General features: G+C 52.3%; 6 protein-coding genes. 1 reads left to right on the forward strand and 5 read right to left on the reverse strand.

Features of this window, described 5'->3' with window-relative positions:
• Positions 1–83 precede the first annotated feature (83 nt).
• The 5 genes from dnaK to nhaD form a co-directional block, all read right to left on the reverse strand.
• Entirely contained in the window at positions 84–1,994 is a 1,911-nt protein-coding gene (gene dnaK, locus DACE_RS15395; protein ID WP_006002769.1) for a molecular chaperone DnaK, read from the reverse strand.
• Positions 1,995–2,037: 43 nt separating this feature from the next.
• Entirely contained in the window at positions 2,038–2,646 is a 609-nt protein-coding gene (gene grpE, locus DACE_RS15400; protein ID WP_006002771.1) for a nucleotide exchange factor GrpE, read from the reverse strand.
• Between the two features lie 13 nt (positions 2,647–2,659).
• The gene (hrcA, locus tag DACE_RS15405) at positions 2,660–3,697 is read right to left on the reverse strand and encodes a heat-inducible transcriptional repressor HrcA (RefSeq protein WP_006002773.1); all 1,038 of its coding nucleotides are present in this window, start codon (positions 3,695–3,697) and stop codon (positions 2,660–2,662) included.
• Positions 3,698–3,849: 152 nt separating this feature from the next.
• Complete coding sequence (gene hemW, locus DACE_RS15410) at positions 3,850–4,983, reverse strand: radical SAM family heme chaperone HemW (RefSeq protein WP_162013617.1); 1,134 nt, start codon at positions 4,981–4,983, stop codon at positions 3,850–3,852.
• Between the two features lie 82 nt (positions 4,984–5,065).
• Positions 5,066–6,484, reverse strand: coding sequence for a sodium:proton antiporter NhaD (gene nhaD, locus DACE_RS15415; protein ID WP_006002777.1), 1,419 nt, complete (start codon positions 6,482–6,484; stop codon positions 5,066–5,068).
• 418 nt (positions 6,485–6,902) lie between these two features.
• Between nhaD and DACE_RS15420 the strand changes: the two genes are divergently transcribed.
• On the forward strand, positions 6,903–7,362 hold a 460-nt coding region (locus tag DACE_RS15420), incomplete at its 3' end, for a nitrilase-related carbon-nitrogen hydrolase (RefSeq protein WP_006002779.1).

A 7,362-nucleotide genomic window follows, 5' to 3' on the forward strand; every position in this document is an offset into this window, starting at 1 on the left:
ACAGAAAACCGTGGCCTGACCACGGCACAATAGCGGAGCTGTCGCAACAGCTCCGCTATCATCAGTGGGTTATTCTAATGTGACTATTTTTTCTTGTCGTCGTCAACTTCTTCAAACTCGGCGTCAACCACGTCTTCGTCGCCACCGGCAGCCGCTTCTTCTGCACCACCTTCAGCGCCAGCTTCCTGCTGAGCATCGGCATACATGGCTTCGGCCAGTTTATGAGACGCTTGCGCCAGCGCTTCAACCGCCTTGTTAATCGCCTCGGCGTCATCACCTTCCATAGCTTTTTTCAGGTCTTCCAAGGCTTTTTCAATATTGCCCTTGGTTTCCTCATCCACCTTATCACCATGGTCTTTGAGAGATTTTTCGGTGCTGTAGACCAGGCTGTCGGCCTGATTACGCGCCTCAATCAACTCACGCTTCTTCTTGTCTTCAGAAGAATGCATTTCGGCATCCTTGACCATCTTTTCGATCTCTTCATCACTGAGACCGGAAGAGGCCGTGATCTTGATGGACTGTTCCTTACCGGTGCCCATATCCTTGGCCGAAACACTGATAATGCCGTTGGCATCCAGGTCAAAAGTAACCTCAATCTGAGGCACACCACGCGGTGCCGGCGGAATATCAGCCAACTCAAAACGACCGATGGTCTTGTTGTCGTTAGCCATCTCCCGCTCACCTTGCAGAACGTGGACCGATACTGCCGGTTGGTTGTCGGCAGCCGTGGAGAAGATCTGACTTTTCTTGCACGGGATGGTGGTGTTCTTCTCAATCAACTTGGTCATGACACCGCCAAGGGTCTCAATACCCAGCGACAGCGGAGTAACATCGAGCAGCAGAACGTCTTTGACATCCCCTTTGAGAACACCGCCTTGAATCGCAGCGCCGATGGAGACCACTTCGTCCGGGTTTACCCCTTTGTTCGGAGCTTTACCAAAAATCCCTTTCACTTTTTCCTGGACCGCCGGCATCCGGGTCATACCACCGACGAGAATAACTTCACCAATCTCCGAGGCGGACAAACCGGCGTCTTTCAACGCGGTGCGGCAGGGCGCTTCGAGGTTGTCGAGCAGATCACCACAGATGCTTTCCAGCTTGGAACGGCTCAGTTTAACGTTCATGTGCTTGGGACCGCTTTGATCTGCAGTGATGAACGGCAGGTTGATGTCAGTCTCCATGGAGGAGGACAACTCACACTTGGCTTTTTCAGCGGCTTCCTTGAGACGCTGCAGAGCCATCTTATCACCACGCAAGTCAATGCCCTGCTCCTTGATAAACTCGTCGGCCAAATAATCGATAATCCGCTGGTCAAAATCCTCACCACCGAGGAAGGTATCACCATTGGTGGATTTAACTTCGAAAACACCGTCACCAAGTTCAAGAATCGACACGTCAAAGGTGCCGCCGCCGAGGTCAAAGACCGCGATCTTCTCATCACCCTCTTTATCAAGGCCGTAGGCCAGAGCTGCTGCAGTCGGCTCGTTGATGATACGCAACACTTCCAGACCGGCGATCTTACCGGCATCCTTGGTAGCCTGGCGCTGCGAATCGTTGAAGTAAGCCGGAACCGTGATAACCGCTTCGGTGACCTCTTCGCCGAGATAATCCGCTGCGGACTGCTTCATCTTCTGCAGAATCATGGCGGAGATCTCCGGGGCGCTGTATTTCTTATCACGCGCTTCAACCCAGGCATCGCCGTTGTCCGCCTTGATGATCTTAAACGGACTGATTTCGATATCCTTCTGAACCGCTTCTGAATCAAATTTACGCCCGATCAGACGCTTGATGGCAAACAGGGTGTTTTCCGGGTTGGTTACCGCCTGACGTTTGGCCTGCTGACCAACCAGACGCTCACCGTTTTCGGCAAAAGCAACCATCGACGGTGTCGTGCGGGCACCTTCAGCGTTTGCAATAACAGTGGGCTCGCCACCTTCCATAACGGACACACAGGAGTTTGTGGTCCCCAGGTCAATACCAATTACTTTACCCATGATCAATTCTCCTTAACGGGTTGAAATATTGTGATGAATTCTTTTATTTATCTGCTTCGGCTTCCTGGCTCGCCGCTGCCTTGGAAACCATGACCAGGGCCGGGCGCAACAAACGATCGTTGAGCATGTAGCCGGACTGAAGTACCTGAACAACCGTGTTGGGTTCACAATCCGCATTTTCCTGCTGGCCCATGGCTTCGTGACATGACGGATCAAACGGCTTACCTTGGGCATCCACCGGGATGACATTAAATTTCTCCAGCACCTTCTGGAACTGACTCAAAGTCATCTCCACACCATCGAGCAAGCTGGAAGCATCGGCTTCATTCTCCCGGGCGTGGCACACAGCCCGCTCCAGGTTGTCAATGACCGGCAGAATTTCACGCAGAATGGACTCGTTGGCAAACTTGCTCAACTCCTCCTTTTCCCGCTGCATGCGACGGCGAAAATTCTCCATCTCCGCGCGGGTGCGCAGATATTGTTCCTTCTGCTGCTCCACCTCGTTGCGACTCTGTTCCAATTCAGCCTTCAACGCATCGAGTGCATCAGCCTCTTCACTCGGAGCGGGGGCGTCCTTCGGTGTCGCTTCAACGATTTCAGGTTCTTGAGCCGTTTGTTGCTCTTCAACTTCCGGGTTTTTCTTTTTTGACACGGTCAAATTTCTCCTATTCTGACTCTATTTGCAAAACACGACTGACCAGCCGTGCCGTGTAATCAACCACTGGCACCACTTGCGAGTAGGCCATACGACTGGGCCCGATCACGCCAAGACTGCCAAGAATCTGATCACCGCGGGTATATTTCGCTGTAATCAGGCTGCATCCGTCAAATTCCTGATACTCCGACTGACTGCCGATATAAATCTGCACCCCTTCCGCCTGCTGACTTTTGTCCAGCAAATCAATCAGGTGATGCTTTTGTTCAAACGCTTCAAACAGACGACGCATCCGCTCAATATCGGAAAACTCCGGCTGATTGAGGACATTGGAAACGCCCTCGATGATCACCTCATCTTCCACGTCGCTGTCAAACACCTTGGTAGACAACGCCAGGGCATGGCGCATCAACTCATCGTAGCGTGCTTTCTCCTCACGCATCTGCTCGACAATACACGAACGTACCTGCTGAATCGTCATACCGCTCAACGAGCTGTTGAGATAATTCATGATCTGCTCAAGCTCATGGGCGCTGGGCATATCTCCATCGAGTTCAATGACCTTATTCTGCACCAGCCCGGAACGCGACACCAAAATCACCAGCAACCGCCCCTGCGACAAGGGCAAAAACTCAATATGACGAAAAATCGTCGCATCAAAACGCGGCGCCAGCACCAGCCCGGTGTAACTCGACATGCTCGACAGAATGCGTCCGGCTTTTTTCAGCAACTCCTGAGTGCGCAGATTGTCCGACTGACAAAACGCGTCGATATTGCGCCGTTCCGCCTCACTGAGATTACGCACCCGTAGCATCGTATCCACATAAAAGCGGTAGCCTTTATCCGTGGGGATACGGCCTGCCGAGGTATGGGGCGAAATAATATAGCCCATATCCTCGAGGTCCGACATGACATTACGAACCGTGGCCGGCGACAACGGCATCTTTTGCTGTCGAGCAATGGTCCGTGAGCCCATCGGTTCTCCGGAGGCAATATGCCCTTCGACAATAGCTTCCAGAATACTCAGACTGCGTTCATTGAGTTCCATGACGATCCGCGCAACACGAAAAACAACAAGCCGGATAAACCGGCCGACGATTAGCACTGTTAGCACTCAAACATCCGGAGTGCTAACAGTGGTGAAGATAACAACGCCCCTACCCTTTGTCAAGGAGCACACCGGGCAAAAAAACACCCTCGTCATATTAGGAATTTTTCGATGTAAAAATCGTAGAGAAGCCAGTCTTTCGGCTCAAAGAAATAGCGTGTTCCACAACGATGAAGTGCGTCGCCGCAGGCTGCGATGGCATCGGAAAAACGGCTCGAAAAACGGACCCCATAACGAAGCAGGAACTCCTGGTCATCGACCCCCTTGCCACAGCGCAACGCCAGATAGGCTGCCTCAGAGACCGCCTGACCATGTGAGAAAGTCTCTAGCTGCTGGCGTGGCAGCTGCCCATGCTGCAACGCCCTTAAATACGCATTGAGATCATCAGGACAGTGCCACCGCTCCCCATCCCCCTGACCGAGAAAGCTGTGTGCTCCAGCACCAATCCCCAGATAAGGCCGCCGTTGCCAATAGCCCAGGTTATGCCGACAGGCTTCACCAGGACGACAGAAATTGGATATTTCGTAATGGTCAAAACCGTGGCGGATCAGTTGCTCAGACAACGTCAGGTAGTGACGTTGATAATCCGCTTCGTCGCTCTGGCTCCAGCGCCCCGACGCTTCAGCAGCAGCAAGTGGCGTTCCCGGCTCGACACTCAATCCATAAATCGCCACATGTTCAACATCGAGTTGCGCAATACGGCGGCAACTCTCCACCATACTTGCTTCACTTTGTCCGGGCAGGGCAAACATCAGGTCCAGATTCAACCGCTCAAAACCAGCCCGCCGCGCTTCATCAACCAGCGCCAACGCCTGTCGGGAATCATGAATACGTCGCAGCCAGCGCAGTTGGTCGTCGTCAAATGATTGCACACCAATGGACAAACGGTTTACCCCTGCCTGATGGTAGCCGTGCAGTCCTTGGCAATCCACAGTACCGGGGTTGACCTCCATGGATACCTCAACGTCCGCAGACAAACCATAAAACCGCTGCACCTGATTAAGTATCCGTTCCACCTGATCAGGCGGGAGCAGCGACGGCGTGCCGCCACCGAAAAACACCGTTGAAAAAGGCTCGGCTCCATACCACGCGCAACTCAGCTCCAGATCACGACACAAGGCATCAACATAAAGCACCAAGTCGCCATCCCGATCCACCTCAGAGTAGAAGTCGCAATAGGGGCACTTTTGACGGCAAAATGGAATATGGATATACAATCCGGCCACAGCATCTCCATGGAGCAGACACAACAACGCCGGACTCCCTGAAGAGTCCGGCGTTGAATTTTAACATTGAAGCACTATTCGCCTAGTGGAAATGACTGGCGTTAATCCACATGTGCAGTGCGATACTGGCAGCATAACCCAGAGCAATGGCCGGGGTAAATACCAGGTGACGACCAAAGGTGTAGATGCCGCGAGCAGTACCCATCAGGGCAACGCCGGCTGCGGAACCAATGGACAGCAGACTGCCACCGACACCAGCGGTCAGAGTCACCAGCAGCCAGTGACCATGAGACATGTGCGGCTCCATGGTCAACACGGCAAACATAACCGGGATGTTGTCGACAATGGCCGACAAAATACCAACCAGAACATTGGCCTGGAAAGGACCCAGCCCAGTGTACATGGCTTGAGACGCCATCGCCAAATAACCGAACTGGCCGAGACCGCCGACACAGAGGATAACACCGTAGAAGAACAGCAGCGTATCCCATTCGGCACGGGCAATCTTGCGGAACAGGTCAAAACCGTGATGGCTCTCTTCGCTGGTCATATCCATCGGACCGTCCGCCATCAGCGCAGCATGCTCTTTGCGCTTGATGTAATAGGAGAACATGCCCAGATAGCCAAGACCCAGCATCATACCGGCTGCAGGGGGCAGATGCAGGAAGTTATGGAAAGAAACCGCCGTAACGATGGTGCACAGGAACAGAACCATGACTCGCTTGGCACCAAACTTCATGCTAACCATTTCGTCAAGAGCCTGAGGAGTTTCTTTGCTGATCATAAAGTTCATGATCAGGGCCGGCACCAGCCAGTTGACCAGAGAAGGCAGGAACAGAGCGAAAAATTCACCAAAATCAACCATCCCTTTTTGCCAGACCATCAGCGTGGTGATATCACCAAACGGCGAGAACGCACCGCCGGCATTGGCGCCGACAACAACGTTGATACAGGCCATAACAACAAAGCGCTGGTTGGAACCACCCACGGCCATAACAACCGCACCCATGAGCAGAGCCGTGGTCAGGTTGTCAGCAATCGGCGAGATCAGGAACGCCAGCAAACCGGTCAACCAGAAAATCACTCGCAGTGAGAAACCACGGGAAACCAGCCAGGAACGCAGGGCCTGAAAAACGTTACGTTCTTCCATGGCATTGATGTAAGTCATAGCGGCAAGCAGAAACAGGAACAGTTCTGCGTACTCAATCAGGTTATGCTTGATCGCTTCATGCGGACCCGAAGGATCAATGTGTTTGTAAGCAAATGCAACCAGTACCCAGATAACACCGGCAGCCAGCATTACCGGCTTACTTTTGCGCATATGCAACTGCTCTTCCATGATGACCAGACTATAGGCCCCCACGAAGATAATCAGAGCCAGGATACCCAGCACAGACCCAGTCAGGTCATGAATTTCATGACCTCCTCCACCACTGGCAAACGCGGGCACTGCCAACAGAATGAACAAGAGTGTAAACAAGCTTTTCAAAACTTCCCCCATAACAAAAAAAAGAAAATTAAGGAATAATACATGGTGCAACTGCCAGCAGTAACAGTGTCACCAACAAACAATACACATTTCATAAAATGGAAGCTGACGGCCTCCCGCCAACCTTTTACACTTATTTGCCCATACCATCAATTCTTGGTCTACCAAACCAAAGAATATTGTAATATCACCTGCCCCCAGAAGGTGTCAACCATTCAAATCCCTATTTGTGACTTTCTGTTGTTTTTGGTCTACACAAAGACGTGTATACAAAAAATATACGCTATTCCAGCCAGTTGCTTTATTGGTAACGTCGCTGAACCCCACCCCGTAACGACAGAGTGAACACTTGCAGGAGAGAAAGGGCATAGGCTATACTTACGTGGTTTTCCAATGCCGTTTTCACGCCTATCCATAGGATTTGACCACCATGAAACACGATGTCACCGCCGCCGCTGTACAATTTAATATCTCCCTCGGCGAAATCGATCACAATCTGGCCACAGCCAGTGAAGGATTACGCCGTGTTGCTGCTCAAGGCGCACAGCTTGCCGTGCTCCCCGAGATGTGGAGCACCGGATACGATTATCGCCACCTGTCCGACCTTGCCGAGCAGACGCCACGCGTCCTGATCACTCTACAGTCCCTGTCATTGGAGCTGAAGCTGGTGATCGTCGGCAGCCTTCCCGAAAAAGATGGCAACGCTCTGTACAATACATTGTATGTCATCGATCAAGGCAAACAGGTCGGACACTATCGCAAAACGCACCTGTTTTCGTCCTGGGAAAAAATCGCTTTCTGGCAGCGGGACACACCAGTCTGGTTGTTCCAACCTCTGCCGGGGCAACTTTGGTCGGGCCATTCTGTTCCACCTTGCGTTTTCCCAAATA

This window comes from Desulfuromonas acetoxidans DSM 684 (genome assembly GCF_000167355.1).
Taxonomy (GTDB): Bacteria; Desulfobacterota; Desulfuromonadia; order Desulfuromonadales; family Desulfuromonadaceae; genus Desulfuromonas; species Desulfuromonas acetoxidans.